This is a genomic window from Sphingobium sp. B2D3C (assembly GCF_025961835.1).
In the GTDB taxonomy this organism is placed as follows: domain Bacteria; phylum Pseudomonadota; class Alphaproteobacteria; order Sphingomonadales; family Sphingomonadaceae; genus Sphingobium.
Genome location: NZ_JAOQOK010000001.1, coordinates 886014 through 899441 on the forward strand (window position 1 = coordinate 886014; position 13428 = coordinate 899441).

The 13428-nt window shown below is 64.7% G+C and carries 12 protein-coding genes and 1 tRNA gene; 3 read left to right on the top strand and 10 right to left on the bottom strand.

Translation table 11 applies throughout. From position 1 onward, the window contains the following. The 7 genes from M2339_RS04080 to M2339_RS04110 all read right to left on the bottom strand — a co-directional run bounded on the left by M2339_RS04080 (nt 1) and on the right by M2339_RS04110 (nt 6757). Nucleotides 1-801: a lysophospholipid acyltransferase family protein gene (locus M2339_RS04080; protein WP_264587416.1), complete on the bottom strand. Its 801-nt coding sequence runs from the start codon at nt 799-801 to the stop codon at nt 1-3. Then, on the bottom strand, nt 802-1233 hold the full coding sequence (locus M2339_RS04085) for a Fur family transcriptional regulator (protein WP_181559986.1): 432 nt from the start codon (nt 1231-1233) through the stop codon (nt 802-804). 135 nt (nt 1234-1368) lie between these two features. Next, on the bottom strand, nt 1369-1788 hold the full coding sequence (locus M2339_RS04090; RefSeq protein ID WP_264570670.1) for a MucR family transcriptional regulator: 420 nt from the start codon (nt 1786-1788) through the stop codon (nt 1369-1371). Between the two features lie 110 nt (nt 1789-1898). Further along, nucleotides 1899-2393, bottom strand: coding sequence for a GNAT family N-acetyltransferase (locus M2339_RS04095; protein ID WP_264587415.1), 495 nt, complete (start codon nt 2391-2393; stop codon nt 1899-1901). Next, nucleotides 2393-3067: a tRNA (adenosine(37)-N6)-threonylcarbamoyltransferase complex dimerization subunit type 1 TsaB gene (tsaB, locus tag M2339_RS04100; RefSeq protein WP_264606160.1), complete on the bottom strand. Its 675-nt coding sequence runs from the start codon at nt 3065-3067 to the stop codon at nt 2393-2395. The genes M2339_RS04095 and tsaB overlap by 1 nt, the downstream gene beginning before the upstream one ends. 37 nt (nt 3068-3104) lie before the next feature. Then, nucleotides 3105-3692, bottom strand: coding sequence for a NifU family protein (locus M2339_RS04105; RefSeq protein WP_181559983.1), 588 nt, complete (start codon nt 3690-3692; stop codon nt 3105-3107). 110 nt (nt 3693-3802) lie between these two features. Then, a complete protein-coding gene (locus M2339_RS04110) occupies nt 3803-6757 on the bottom strand; it encodes a M16 family metallopeptidase (protein WP_264587413.1) in 2955 nt (984 codons plus the stop codon). 292 nt (nt 6758-7049) lie between these two features. Here M2339_RS04110 and M2339_RS04115 point away from each other — a divergent pair, with 292 nt between their 5' ends. Continuing rightward, nucleotides 7050-8165, top strand: coding sequence for an NADH:flavin oxidoreductase (locus M2339_RS04115; RefSeq protein WP_264587412.1), 1116 nt, complete (start codon nt 7050-7052; stop codon nt 8163-8165). A 72-nt stretch (nt 8166-8237) separates the two neighbouring features. Here M2339_RS04115 and M2339_RS04120 read toward each other — a convergent pair. Then, nucleotides 8238-8314 (bottom strand) — tRNA-Met (locus M2339_RS04120). Between the two features lie 141 nt (nt 8315-8455). Between M2339_RS04120 and M2339_RS04125 the strand changes: the two genes are divergently transcribed. Then, nucleotides 8456-9688, top strand: a complete 1233-nt coding sequence (locus M2339_RS04125; RefSeq protein WP_264587405.1) for an NAD(P)/FAD-dependent oxidoreductase — start codon at nt 8456-8458, stop codon at nt 9686-9688. Here M2339_RS04125 and M2339_RS04130 read toward each other — a convergent pair. Then, on the bottom strand, nt 9685-10197 hold the full coding sequence (locus tag M2339_RS04130; RefSeq protein WP_264587404.1) for a MarR family winged helix-turn-helix transcriptional regulator: 513 nt from the start codon (nt 10195-10197) through the stop codon (nt 9685-9687). The genes M2339_RS04125 and M2339_RS04130 overlap by 4 nt on opposite strands. A gap of 205 nt (nt 10198-10402) precedes the next feature. Between M2339_RS04130 and M2339_RS04135 the strand changes: the two genes are divergently transcribed. Next, entirely contained in the window at nt 10403-12784 is a 2382-nt protein-coding gene (locus tag M2339_RS04135) for a TonB-dependent receptor (protein WP_264575581.1), read from the top strand. A gap of 82 nt (nt 12785-12866) precedes the next feature. Here M2339_RS04135 and M2339_RS04140 read toward each other — a convergent pair whose 3' ends face one another. Beyond that, nucleotides 12867-13394: a 2'-5' RNA ligase family protein gene (locus M2339_RS04140; protein ID WP_264587403.1), complete on the bottom strand. Its 528-nt coding sequence runs from the start codon at nt 13392-13394 to the stop codon at nt 12867-12869. Nucleotides 13395-13428 lie beyond the last annotated feature (34 nt).

Below are 13428 nucleotides of genomic sequence, written 5' to 3' on the forward strand. Positions count from 1 at the left end.
TTAACTGACGTTAAACGCTAAGCTTCTATCGCTTTTGGGAGCAGAGGGCGCTAAAGAGGGCCGTTGTATATCTAGTCTGCCCTGTTGGCCCATCGTAGCAGTAATCCTTGCGCGCGTCTCGGCAGCGAGCGCCTTGCGATCCGGGTGGTCGCCTGGGTCGAACGGGTCGAGAAAACGCAGCGTCAGGGTGCGCCGGCCCGGTGCGCCCAGGATGCGCAGCGCATTGGCGATGCCGCTCTCGCCATCTTTCCATGCGACCAGCGCCGTGGCGGCCTCGTAATCGATGACCACCGGCTGGATGAGGATGGAGCGGGGCGGGGGGAGCAGAACCGAAAAGAGCGCCGGCTTGAAGGGCAGCAATGACCTACCGTCGCCCGTGGTGCCTTCCGGGAACAGGGCGATGGGCTGATGGGCCGCGAGCGCCGCGCGAACGGCATCGATTTGACCTGACACCGCACCGCGCCGCTCGCGGGTGATGAACACGGTATTGTTCTGCGCGGCGAGCCAGCCGACGATGGGCGCACGCGCGACATCATCCTTGGAGATGAACGCGGTCCCCGTGGCGCCGCCCAACGCCAATATGTCGATCCAACTCACATGATTGGCGATGAAGAACACATCGTGCAGCAAGGGGGTGCCCTCGATGCGGACGTCAAAGCCCGTGGCGTGCGCGGCGCGCGCGAGAAAGCGCTGCGGCCAGGGCGAAACGCCGCGGCGCCGGGCGAGAAGATGCGGGATGACGCAGGCAATGACGACGCCGATCAGGCGCGCAAGCCTCGCGAGCGGGCGCAGGCGGCTCACTTAGTCCTTGCTGCGATCGCGATCGAGCGAGACGCCGTAAAGCTCCATGCGGTGATCCACGAGCCGATAGCCCAGTTTCTCGGCAATCTGGCGCTGGAGCTGCTCAAGCTCCGGGTCCACGAACTCCACGACCTTCCCGGATTCCACGTCGATCAGGTGATCGTGATGTGCTTCGGGTGCGGGTTCATAGCGCGCGCGCCCATCGCCGAAATCATGACGCTCCAATATGCCTGCCTCTTCGAACAGGCGCACAGTGCGATACACCGTGGCGATGGAGATGTTGCTGTCGATTGCGGAGGCGCGCTCGTGCAGCTTTTCCACATCGGGATGGTCTTCGCTTTCGGAAAGCACGCGGGCGATCACGCGCCGCTGCTCGGTGATGCGCAGGCCGCGCTCTGCGCACAGCGCTTCTATGTCAATCGTCCGGGACATGGAGACTGTGTAGCTGAATTTGCCCGTTCTGGAACCCGCAATTTCGGCTTTTCGACGATTGGCAGACAAGAAAAATGCCGCCCTTGTGCAAAGGCGGCATCGTTCGATTTTTGCGTTCGCGCGCGGGGCGCGGGATTATTTGCGGCCGCGCTTGCGCGTGGTGCCGAGACCGATCTTCTTGGCCAGCGTGCGGCGCTGCTCGGCATAGTTGGGCGCGACCATCGGATAGTCAGCGGGGAGTCCCCACTTCGCGCGATAGTCTTCCGGTGTCATCTGATAATGGGTCATGAGATGCCGCTTGAGCATCTTCAGCTTCTTCCCGTCTTCCAGGCACACGATGTAATCGGGCTTGATCGAAGAACGGACAGATACGGCCGGCTCCTGCTTGGGCTGCGGCGGCGCGACGTCCTGCTGAAGACCGGCCAGCGCACTGTAGACGTTCTGGATGAGCGTCGGCACGTCCGACACAGCCACACTGTTATTGGATACGTGGGCAGCCACGATATCCGAGGTGAGCGTGATCAGCACTTCGTCTTGAGCGTTAGTATCGGACATATGAAGTTTCCCATTATCAACTTGCGACCCGTAGAATCACTATTCTTAGGCTATATTCTACCATTAAACATTATGGGGATTGAACGATGAGCGCAAGAGAAGTTTCGGACTCAGGACGCTCCCTGTCCCAAAACGAGTTTCAAACTCAAAGCATCAAAGCGGGAACCGTTCGATCCACAATAGTAGTTAAGTCGAACATTATACTGATGAAAGCCGGCTTTGATATAAAGATGAAGAGCTGGATTCCCCGCGCGCACTTCCAGAAAAACTGTTTCTGCGCCGGTGCCCTCGGCCTCTGTCATGCAGCGATCAAGTAATCGGCGGCCATGTGTCCGCCCACGATGATCGGGGTGGACGGCAAGCAAAAGAAGCTCCGCTTCGCCGGCAATACTGCGGATCAGGCCGAAGCCGACCGGTCCGGCTTGGGTGTAGCCAGTCACCAGAATGGAGCCGGGCAACTGCATCATGCCCATCAATTGCGCAGAGGACCATGCTTCGCCAAATTCCGGTGGGAAGGCGGCCGACATCACCTGCATGGCGGCGCCGATCTCGTCCACACAAGGATCGAGACTGGCCACGATGCGGAGCGCCTCCTTGTCCTGCATCAGCGAACCGGCGCTGGTCTGGGCTTGCTTGCGGCAGCCATAGGCTTGGCGTCTGCCCCGCGTCCGTAATCCGGCACGGGCGGGCGGGTGCGCTGCGTGACCGGCAGGCGGAATACCGCGCGGGCATCGGGAAGCAACGGAACGGCCTGGCCCCGCGCGCCGGCATCGACCAGCGTCTGGGCGCCCGAGCCGACGAGCAGGCCGACGCGGAGAGACGCCGCCAGTTCGTCGATTGGCGTGGATCGGACGGTGAGGGGCGGGCTGTCGGGTGTGACAGACGATGCCGCTTCCGCCCAGAAGATTTCGCCATGTCCGCCGACCATTGTCACTGCGAACGGCTCTGTCGGTGCCAGCTCGGCGCGGGCGATGGCGGCAACCAGATCGAGGCAGCCATAGCCGGAAACAGGCACCTGCCATGCGAAGCCCAGCGCGCGCGCGGCAGCCAGCCCCACGCGCACGCCGGTGAAGCTGCCGGGGCCAATGTCCACGAGAATGGCGTCAGCGCGCCCGCCCTCGGGCAGCGCAGCGATGGCGGGCAGCAGCGCTTCGGCATGACCGCGCCCCAACTCGCGATGCGTTGCGTCAATCAGCTGGTCGCCATCGAACAGGGCGATGGAGAGCGCCGGCGTGGCGCAATCGATGATGAGCGTGCGCTGCGCCAAGGGCTGGCTCATCGTGCGCGTGGGGGAACGATCCGGCGCATCGATCGGCTCAGACGGCCCGGACTTCGGTCACTTCCGGCACATAATGCTTGAGCAGCTGCTCGATGCCGTTCTTGAGTGTCGCGGTTGAGGAGGGGCAGCCGGCGCAGGCGCCCTGCATCCGCAGGAAGACCGTGCCGCGCTCAAAGCCGCGATAGACGATATCGCCGCCATCATTGGCGACGGCGGGGCGCACGCGGGTGTCGATCAGTTCGCGGATCTGCGCGACGATGTCGGCATCGGCCGGGTCGTCGCCGGGCATGGCGCCATCGTCCTCATTCTCCGCCGGAACGCGGATATCGTGCGCCGTGCCCGGCGCGAACAGCGGCATGTCCGCCGAGAAATGGTCGAGCAGGATTGCGATCACGTCGGTGCGCAGCGAACTCCACGCAACGCCCGGCGCTGCCGTGACCGAGATGAAATCCCGGCCGAAGAACACCCCGGTCACATCCCCGAGGTTGAACAGCGCCTCGGCGAGCGGCGAAGCCGTCGCCTCGTCCGCGCTAGCGAAATCGCGCGTGCCGGAGGTCATGACCGGGCGCCCCGGCAGGAACTTCAGGGTTGCGGGATTGGGGGTCTGCTCGGTTTCGATGAACATGCTGGCTCTCGCGCGAAGGACGGAGGCCGGCTTGAACGCGCGCCGGCCAAGGATGCGACTGGCTCCCATTTGGGCCGTCACCGGCGCTCGTGCAAGGGGCGAGTTGGCGCCTAGCGCGTCGGAGCGGATCCCAATCTGGCCGATGTGCCGAGCGCCGGGGCCGGCGCGCTCTCGGGCAGAACCACCGCGGACCAGCTTTTCTCCGGCACGAGATAGCGGGAAGCGAGCGCCTGCAGGTCGGCCGGCGTGATGCTGGTGAGGTCACGCCCAAGCGCGCGCGCATATCCGAGCTGGTTCTCGTCCCGGGAGAAGCCCTGCAACTGGTCCATCCAGAAGGCATTGCTGTAGGCCGCGCGCGTCAACAATTGACGCACCGGCGCGATCTGGCGGTTGAGTTCATCCTCCGTCACCGGATTGGTGGTCAGATCGCGCACCAGTTCATCCACCAGCTGATAGAAATACGGGATGCGCTCGGGCTTGAGCTGGGTCTGCACGACCAGGAAGCCGCCGCCGTTCATCCGTTCGGGCCAGTTGCTCGATGCGCTGGGCGTGTAGGCCGCGCCGTCAATGGAGCGCAGCCGCTCGAACAGCCGGTCGGTGATGATGCGGGCCAGCATCTCAAACTGGCGGCTCTCGCGAATGTCGGCGACGCCGCTGCCGGTCGGCCATGCGATGATCGCGGCAGCCTGTTCGTCCGGCCCGTCATGAACGATGCGAACCGGGGTCGCGACATGAGCGGGGAAATTGAGCGCGAGGTTGCGGGTCGGCGGCGGCGCATCGGCGCGCGTGGGCAGAGCGCCGAAGCTGGCGGCCACGGCGGCAATCGCCTGCTCCGCATCGAGATCGCCGAACACCTGGATTTCAATGGGGCCGTTGGCGAGGCGGGGTGCCCAGACCTTGCGGAAGGCATCCAGCGTCAACGCCGTGCGATCATCCGGTGAGGCCGGGCTGAAGCGGGCATCCTTGTCCCGCAGCATCCACTCGAGATCGCGGCCAATGGCTTCCGCAGCGGAGGCCGGCACCGGATCATAGCTAGCCTCAAGCATCGCCATGGAGCGGCGCAGCGGTGCCTCGTCCCAGCGGGGGAAGGCCAGCTTGGAAGCGAACAGGCGCAGCTGATCGGGATAATCCTGCGGGCTGCTCGTGCCGCTGAGCGTGAACGCATCGTCATCGATGCCGAAGTTCAGAGACAGGCGGCGGCCGCTCATCAGATCGTTCAGTTCCCGCTGGCCGAGGTCGCCGATGCCGCTGGCAGTCAGCGCATAGGGCACCGCCCACAAGGCGGCGCGCTCGTCCGGCGCGAAGCTCTGGCGGCCATGGCCCCAGCGCACGTTGATGTGCACCTTGCCCGGTTCGGCCTGATTGCCGGCGACCAGCAAGCGAACACCATTCTCGAACGTCACGTTCTGGATGCCCAGCACGCCGAGGTCAGTGCGCGAGGCGACCTTGCCCGGCGCGGGCAGCTTGGGCAGCGCGGCCATGGTCACCCGCGAATCGCTCAGGCGCGCGCGGGAATTGGGCTCGACCTGCGCGCTGAAGGCAGTCTGCAGGCGCCGTTCGGCATTGTCCTGCGGCGCGCGCAGGCTGAGCAGGGCGCGTTCCACCGTGGCGGAGAACAGCCGGTTGGTCGCCGCGAGCAGTTGCTCGGGCGTCATATATTTCTTGGAAGACTGGTAGATGGCGAGCTGGTCCTGCGGGGACACGACCGTCTCGCGAATATCCACAGCCTGCACGATGCTCTCGACCTGCTGGGGACTACCCTCAATGGCTGCACTGGCCACCAGCGCGGCAAAGCCGGCTTCCATGCCCTGAAACTCGCGGTCGATATCGACCTGGCTGGGGGCGACCCGGCGGGCATCCTCGATGATCGCGCGCACTTCCTGCAGCGCCTTCTCCCAATCACTCCCATTGGGCACGATGGTCACATAGGTCGCATTGGCCGAGCGCATGCTGTTATCCAGCGACACATTGGCCTGCACGAACGACGCACCGTCGCTGGCCACGGCTTCGAGGCGCCGATTGATCAGTTCCAGCGCGACCATGTCGGCCAGCCGCATCTGGTTGAAGACGATCGTATCCTCGTTGAACACCCATGGCCGCAGATAAGCGAGGCCCACGCTATAGGGTACGCTCGGCTCGACGATCACCTTGGTGGCCGGGGCGGAGGGATCGGGCTTGCCGAAGTCCGGCAGCGGCGTCGCGCGGCCCTTGGCCTTCCAGCCGGAGAAATGCGCGCGGACCATCGCTTCGAGCGCGGCCGGCTCCATGGACCCGGAAATGGCGATGACGGTGCGGTCGGGGCGATACCAGCGGTCGTGGAAGGCGCGCAGGGCTTGTGGCGTCGCCTTGAGCAACGTCTGCTCGGTGCCGATGGGGCTGTGGCTGGCGAGGCGCTGGCCGGCGAAATAGAAGGCGCGGATTTCGTCTCCCAGCCGGGCGCCGGGGCCAAGGCTCTCGCGCCGCTCGGCGAGGATCACGGCGCGCTCGGCCTCCACCGGCGCCTTGCTGATGTTGGGCTGCTGCATCATCCCGGCGAGAATGCGCAGGCTCTCGTCAATGCCTTCGTAGGTCGCGCGCGGCAGATCGAGCGCATAGGTGGTGCCGGTGGGCGTGGTCTGCGCGTTGCTGTCGCTGCCGAACTCGGCGCCCAGCCGCTGCCAGATCCGCTTCGATTCGCCATCGGGTACATCCCGCGATCCACGGAAGGAGAGATGCTCGATGAAATGCGCAAAGCCGGCTTCGGCAGGCTCTTCCATCAGCGAGCCCACATCCACCCGCACGCGGATAGATACCTGTCCGGCCGGCACATCGTTGCGGCGCACCGCATAGCGCAGGCCGTTGTCCAGCACGCCGAACTGCCATGCCGGGTCGATGGGCACGTCGCTCTTCTCGTAGAGCCACGGGCGCTCGGCCGGAACGGTGGGCTTGAGCGTCGGCTCGCCCGCCTTGGATTGCGGCTGGAGAAGGCCGGGCACCTCGCCCTGTGCGGCCAGTGGCGCCGAAGCGATCAGGCCGAGGACAACGGTCGCGGAAACGATGGGCCGGAAGATATCGGAAAAGGTCATGATGCCAGTCTATTGCCCATTGCGTGCGGGGTCACCCTGAAACTCAGGGCAATGATGGTCGGGGGAGGAATGCCGGCCTTCGCGGAAGATGAGCGCGCGGGTTGGTTGCGCGTACAGGCGGTCGGTCGGCACGCCGCAGGTATCGCATCCCAGCCTGAACGCCAGATGACCGCGCTTGCGGCGAACAGCCGGAAAGGTCGCTGCCCGCAAATCCTCTCCGACATTTGGCATTTGGCGTCGCGCGCCTATCTACCAAGCCGACGACCCACTCTGAACCCTGGAGTTACCGGCTATGCCTGGCATTGGCGACGCACTTTTTCGGCCTTTTCAGTTCAAATCGCTTTCCCTCCCCAATCGTATCGTGATGGCGCCGATGACGCGGGCGAAGGCCCCCGGCGGCATCCCTGGCCAGCCTAATGCGGACTATTACCGGCGGCGGGCCGAGGGCGGGGCAGGGCTCATTCTCTCCGAAGGCACGGTGATCGACCGGCCAGCCTCGCGCAACGATCCGGGCATTCCTTTCTTCCATGGCGAGGCGGCGCTGGCCGGCTGGGCGGGAGTGATCGAGGCAGTCCATGCCGCCGGCGGGCGAATGGGGCCGCAGCTCTGGCACACCGGCTCGACTCGCACCGGTAGCGGCTGGGAGCCGGACGCGCCGGTGGAAAGCCCCTCCGGCCTGCTCGCACCCGGCGAACCGCGCGGCGTCGCGATGACCGAAGAGGATATCGCCGATACCGTGGCGGCCTTCGCCAAGGCAGCCGCCGACGCCAAGCGCCTCGGCTTCGACACCATCGAGATCCACGGCGCCCATGGCTATCTGATCGATCAGTTCTTCTGGTCCGGCACCAATGTTCGCGAGGATCGCTATGACGGGTCTACCATCCGCGAGCGGGCGCGCTTTGCCGGCGAAGTGGTCGCCGCCATTCGCGCGGCCGTCGGGCCAGATTTCCCGGTGATCCTGCGCGTCAGCCAGTGGAAGCAGCAGGATTATTCCGCCCGTCTGGCCGCAACACCTGCCGAGATGGAGGATTGGCTGCAGCCGCTGGTGGATGCCGGCGTCGATATCCTCCACTGCTCGCAGCGCCGCTTCTGGGAGCCTGAATTCCCGGAGATCGACGGCGAGGCCGGCCTCAATTTTGCCGGCTGGGCCAAGAAGTTGACCGGCGTCCCGACGATCAGCGTCGGGTCCGTGGGCCTCTCCGGCGAGTTTCTGGCGGCCTTCGGCGGCGAAAGCTCGACCAGCGTGGAGCTTAATCGTCTGATCGAGCGGATGGAGCGCGACGAGTTCGACCTCATCGCCGTGGGCCGCGCGCTGATCAGCGATCCGCAATGGCCCCGCAAGGTGCAGCAGCAGGCGTGGAGCGACCTCAAGGGATTCAGTCCGGCGGACCTGCAGGAACTCGTCTGAGCAGGGGAGGGCGCGCCACGTCTACGGCGCGCTCTTCCAGCCTCGGCTTTGCGATCTACGTTGTCGGAATGATGGTAGCGGAGGAGGGACTCGAACCCCCGACACGCGGATTATGATTCCGCTGCTCTAACCGGCTGAGCTACTCCGCCCCAAGGGCTTGCTGCCGCCTTGCGGCGTCAGGCCGGCGCGCTATACGCAGGCGAAATCGGATGGTCAATGGTTGACCGTTCGATTGCGGCACCTTCGTTTCTCTGGCAAGGCCGCAGGGTAATTTGCATTGGGGAGATGACGTGCAGCATTTCGACTGCTTGATCGTGGGGGGAGGCCATGCCGGTGCACAGGCGGCGATCCTGCTTCGCCAGCTCAAATATGAGGGGTCCGTGGGCCTGATCGGCGATGAGCCGGAATTTCCTTATGAACGTCCGCCGCTGTCCAAGGACTATCTGGCCGGCGAAAAGACCTTCGAGCGCATCCTGCTGCGCCCGGCCAATTTCTGGACGGATCAGGCGATTTCGCTGTTCCTCGGGGAGCGGGTCAAGACGATCGATCCGGTCGCGCATCAGGTGGTCACGGCCAAGGGGACGGAAATTTCCTATGGCAAGCTGATCTGGGCGGGTGGTGGCTCGGCCCGGCGGCTGTCCTGTCCGGGCTCGACGGCGAGTGGGCTGTTCACCGTGCGATCGCGCGCCGATGTCGATGGGTTGATGGCCATCCTGCCCACGGCGGAGCGGTTCGCCATCGTCGGCGGCGGCTATATCGGCCTTGAAGCGGCGGCGGTGCTGAGCAAGCTCGGCAAGCAGGTGACGCTGCTGGAGGCGCAGGAGCGGCTGCTGGCGCGCGTTGCCGGGCCGGAACTGTCCGACTTCTTCGCGCAGGAGCATCGCGCCCATGGCGTGGACGTGCGCCTCTCGGCCTCGGTGGATGCCATCGAGACTGGCGATCAGGGCCAGGCCACCGGCGTTCGGCTGGCCGATGGCGAGGTGATTCCGGCGGACGCGGTGATCGTTGGCATCGGCATCGTGCCGGAGACCGGCCCGCTGATTCTCGCGGGGGCGAGCGGCGGCAATGGCGTGGATGTCGATCAATATTGCGAGACCTCGCTGCCCGACGTCTACGCGATCGGCGATTGCGCCGCGCATGAGAACCGCTTTGCGGCGGGGCGCCGGATGCGGCTCGAATCGGTGCAGAATGCCAATGATCAGGCGCGCACGGCCGTGCAGCATATCATGGGCAACCCCGCTCCTTATGAGGCGGTGCCGTGGTTCTGGTCCAACCAATATGATCTGCGCTTGCAGACCATCGGCCTGTCGGTGGATTTCGACGAGTGCATCGTGCGCGGCGATCCGGCTTCGCGCAGCTTCTCGGTCGTCTATCTGCGGCAGGGGCATGTCATCGCGCTCGACTGCGTCAACCGCACCAAGGATTATGTGCAGGGCCGCGCCCATGTTGTCGCCGGGAGCCGCCTCGACCGGGCGCAACTCGCGGATGGCGAAATTCCGTTGAAAGAGGTCGGCGTCGCCTAGCGGCTGAGGTCGGGCGCGTCCGAGGGGGACAAGCCCACGGTGCCCACCGGCCTGATCTTGCGCAGCAGATCGATCAGCAGCTGTTGCTCCTGTGTATCGAGATGCGCCAGAAGCTGGGTTTCGTGGCGGTGGATGCGTGCGGCGGCCTGGGTGAAGGCGGCGGCGCCCTTGTCCGTCAGCGTGAGGGAAAACGCCCTGCGGTCCGAGGTCGAAGGCCGACGCGTCACGAAATCGAGCGCGACGAGCTGATTGACCAGCGTCACCATATTGGTGCGCTTGATGCCGAGCGCTGTGCCCACCCGGCCCTGGCTGATGCCGGGATTGGCGGAGACGACCGACAACACAGCAAAGAGCACTTGCCGCATGTCGCTATCGGCAAAGGTGCGGGAGAAGTCGGCAGACATTACCGCGAAGGCGCGGCGAAGATGATAGCCGGCCAGATCGCCCAGAAGACCGAGCGAGAGAGCATCGGATGGTTCGGCAGATTGGTCTATGGCTCCCCTCCTCATGCTTGCGGTCCCCTCATGGCTGAGGGTTGCCGCCCGAAAATCATTTCCCAGCTAACGGTGTGTTGCGCGTATATCACAGCCCCGCACTGATTGTTATGTCGCATTGCTAGTTGCGCATGGTGGGCTTATTTTCCCGGCCAGGTCAATGCCCTGCGGGGCACGCGCGGCATCGCTGCGCCGGCCAAGAAACCACAGGGAGGATATCATGAAAGCCCCATTTCTCATTGGCGCAGCGCTCGGCGCGCTGATCTCCACGCCGCTCTTGGCCCAGGATACGGCCGCGACCCAGACGCCCCAGGCGATGGATACGGAATCGGAAGCCGGCACGATCATCGTGACCGCGCGTCGCCGGGCCGAATCCCTGCAAGATACGCCTGTCGCGATCTCCGCCTTCGATGCGCAGGTGCTCGAAGATCGCCAGATCAACCAGACGTCCGATCTCGAGACGATCACACCCAACCTCCAGTTCAAGACAGCCGGCCAGCTCTCCGGCAACTCCGCCGCGACGGTGGTGTTCATCCGCGGCATCGGCCAGCTGGATCCCACAGCGGCGGTCGATCCGGGCGTGGGCATCTATCTGGATGAAGTCTATGTCGGCCGCGCTGTCGGTGGCGCCATCGACTTCGGCGATATCGCCGGCGTTGAAGTGCTGCGCGGCCCGCAGGGCACGCTCTTTGGTCGCAACACGATTGGCGGCGCCATTCTCGTGCGCACCAAGCAGCCGGAGCTGGGCCGGTTCGGCGCGGATGTGCGTCTGCGCCTTGGCTCGGACAGTCTGATGGAAGGCTTTGCCGCCCTCAACATTCCGCTGGGCGACACGTTGGCGGCGCGCGTCTCGGGCGGTTTCCGCAAGCGCGATGGCTATGTGATCCGCGAATATGATGGCATTGATCTCGGCAATGACGATAGCGCGACGCTGAATGGCGCGCTCTATTGGGAAGCCAGCCCGGACATCAAGGTGAACATCCGCGGTGACTACACCAAGCGGGACGAGAACGGTGCGCCGTTCGTCTTCGCCGGCGTGAACCGGAACGCACCGGTCGCGGCGATCGCAAGCGTGGCGGCCGGCTGCCCCGGCGCGACCATCCCGTTCGCGCCGCTCACGCCGGGCGATCCGCGCTTCGGTGCGCCGAACGTGCCGCAGATCAACGATGCTCGCTGCGCCAACAATTTCCAGGACAAGGGCCCGTTCGTCAATGGCGGCACGGCCCCGGTGCTGAGTACTTCGGAAGTCTGGGGCGTCTCGGGCACGGTCACCGCGAATGTGACCTCTAATGTCCTGCTGAAGTCGATCAGCGCCTATCGCTCCACCCAGTCGCGCGGCGTGCGCGATGCGGACAATACCCCGCTGCTGCTGATCACCACGGATGTGGGCTCGCAGTCCGACCAGTATAGCCAGGAACTCCAGCTGCAGTATGAATCGCCGGTGCTCAACGGCATCATCGGTGGCTATTACTTCAATGAGAAGACCAACGAGCGGGCGACCGTGCCGCTGGCCTTCCCGCCGTCGCCGCCGGTCATCGGGTCCCTGCTGGCAGGCGGCCCCGGCTCGCGCGACCTGCAGGTTTCTGATCTGGAAACGGATTCCATCGCGGTATTCGGCGAGCTTTCGGTCAAGCCGATCCAGAATCTCGAGATTTCTGGCGGTTTGCGCTACACGCGGGACAAGAAGAAATATCACGGCATCGTGTTCAACCTGTTCCCAGCCACGCTGCCGGACCCGGATCCGCTGCCGACGCTGGCGATCCCGCAGGGTGGCCCGCTGTTCATCTATCCGGGCCCCTATTCGCAGAGCTTCTCTGCGCTGACCGGCTCGGCGAGCGTGCGCTATTCGTGGACGCGCAATGTCAGCACCTACATTTCCTACTCGCGCAGCTTCAAATCGGGCGGCTTCAACACCCGCTACAATGCGGCGCCTCCGGGCAATGTGCCGACGCCGTTCGACGAGGAGAAGGTGGATAGCTACGAGATCGGCGCGAAGTTCGACTTCGGCGATTTCCGCTTCAACGCGGCGGCTTTCCAGGCGGACTACAGCAATATTCAGCTGATCTTCCGTCAGGGCGTCGTGCCGCTGCTGTTCAACGGCGGCAAGGCGCGTATTCGCGGGCTTGAAGGCGAGCTGAGCTATCATCCCCGCGCTTATGGCCTGCGGATCGATATCGCGGCGAGCACACTCAACGATGAGATCCTGAGCATCACGCCTGTTCCGGGCGCGACGGCGACGGTTCAGCCGGGCGATGACCTGCCGTTCACGCCCTCCTTCCAGGGCAATTTCGGTATCGGCTATGAGATCCCGCTCAACGATGACGTGACGCTGACGCCGCGCTTCGATGGCAATTACAGCGCCAGCCTCAAGTTCATCACCGGCAGCGTGCCGGAGATCGAGCAGGACGGCTATTTCGTCGGCAATGCATCCGTCACGCTCGCCAACAAGGCGACCGGGTGGAAGCTGACCGGCGGCGTGCAGAACCTGTTCGACGAGCTGTATCTGGTGCAGGGCAATGCGTCGCTCGGCACGCTCGGCTATGCCGAGAAGATCTACGCACGTCCGCGCAGCTGGTATGTGCAGGCGTCGATCTCGTTCTGATTGTGACGAAACGGCGGGCAAGGCCCGGCTGATGCAGCGGCCCGCTTCGTGATGAAGCGGGCCGTTTCGTTTGTGACGACGATCAGCGACGAAAGCGGTGCTGGCTCAGGGCAGACCAGGGGCCGCCTTCATAAACCCATACCGCAAGGCCGGCGATGCCAAGAGGGGCAGGGCGGATCTGTGTGCGCAACAGCGCCAGCGTCTCCTTCGCGACAGAGGGAGCGACCTTGTTCTGGACCGTGATGTGAAGGCGCTTAAGCGCGCGGTCCTGCGGGATGAGGTGTCGCTCAAACCGCTCGGCGATCATGGCGCGTATGTCGAGAAGTTCGCCACTCTCCACCGCCAGCGCGACAAGGCCGCCTGACTCGAACGGTTCGCCCAGACTGGCCGGGGGCGCGGGACGATCGACCAGTCCCTTCAACATCGTCCGCAGTTCGGCATGCAGGGACGGCGGGAGATGGTGGAACAAGGTGATGTGGGCGGGCACCTGATTGCGAGCGGCGGGATAATAGGTCTGCCGCAGCCGATCGGCCCAGGCTTGGTCCGCGCTCCTCAACTGGGCGGTGACGATGAGGGGGCCGCGGGGCGGTTCGAGGACAGTTTGCGTCATGTCAGAACAGGGCTAAAATGGCCGTGCAACAAGC